Below are 290 nucleotides of genomic sequence, written 5' to 3' on the forward strand. Positions count from 1 at the left end.
TGCAGCAGCTCCTCGCCGAGCGGCGTCATGTCGTACTCGTAGCCGTCGCGGAAGTTGCCGTCGACCGCGAGCTGGTCGCTCACCGCGGTCTGGTCGGTGGTGAGGAACTCGATGAGCTTCGCCGCCGCGTCCTGGTTCTTGCTCGCCTTGAGGATCGAGTACGGGCTGGCGATGTTGGCGCCCATCGCGGGCTGCTCGTCGGCGCTCATGGCGGGGGCGCGGAAGACGCCGATGTCCGCGGAGTCGGCGGCCTTCGCCTGGGTGCCGGCGAACCAGCTTCCCATCGAGTA

At 68.6% G+C, this 290-nt stretch carries 1 protein-coding gene; it reads right to left on the bottom strand.

Going from position 1 to position 290, the window contains the following annotated elements; genetic code table 11:
• Positions 1–290 (bottom strand): extracellular solute-binding protein (locus tag P8629_RS11595; protein WP_278166282.1); only part of this gene is annotated, 290 nt, incomplete at both ends.

The sequence above is a fragment of the Hydrogenovibrio sp. 3SP14C1 genome (assembly GCF_029625905.1).
Classification (GTDB): domain Bacteria; phylum Pseudomonadota; class Gammaproteobacteria; order Thiomicrospirales; family Thiomicrospiraceae; genus Hydrogenovibrio.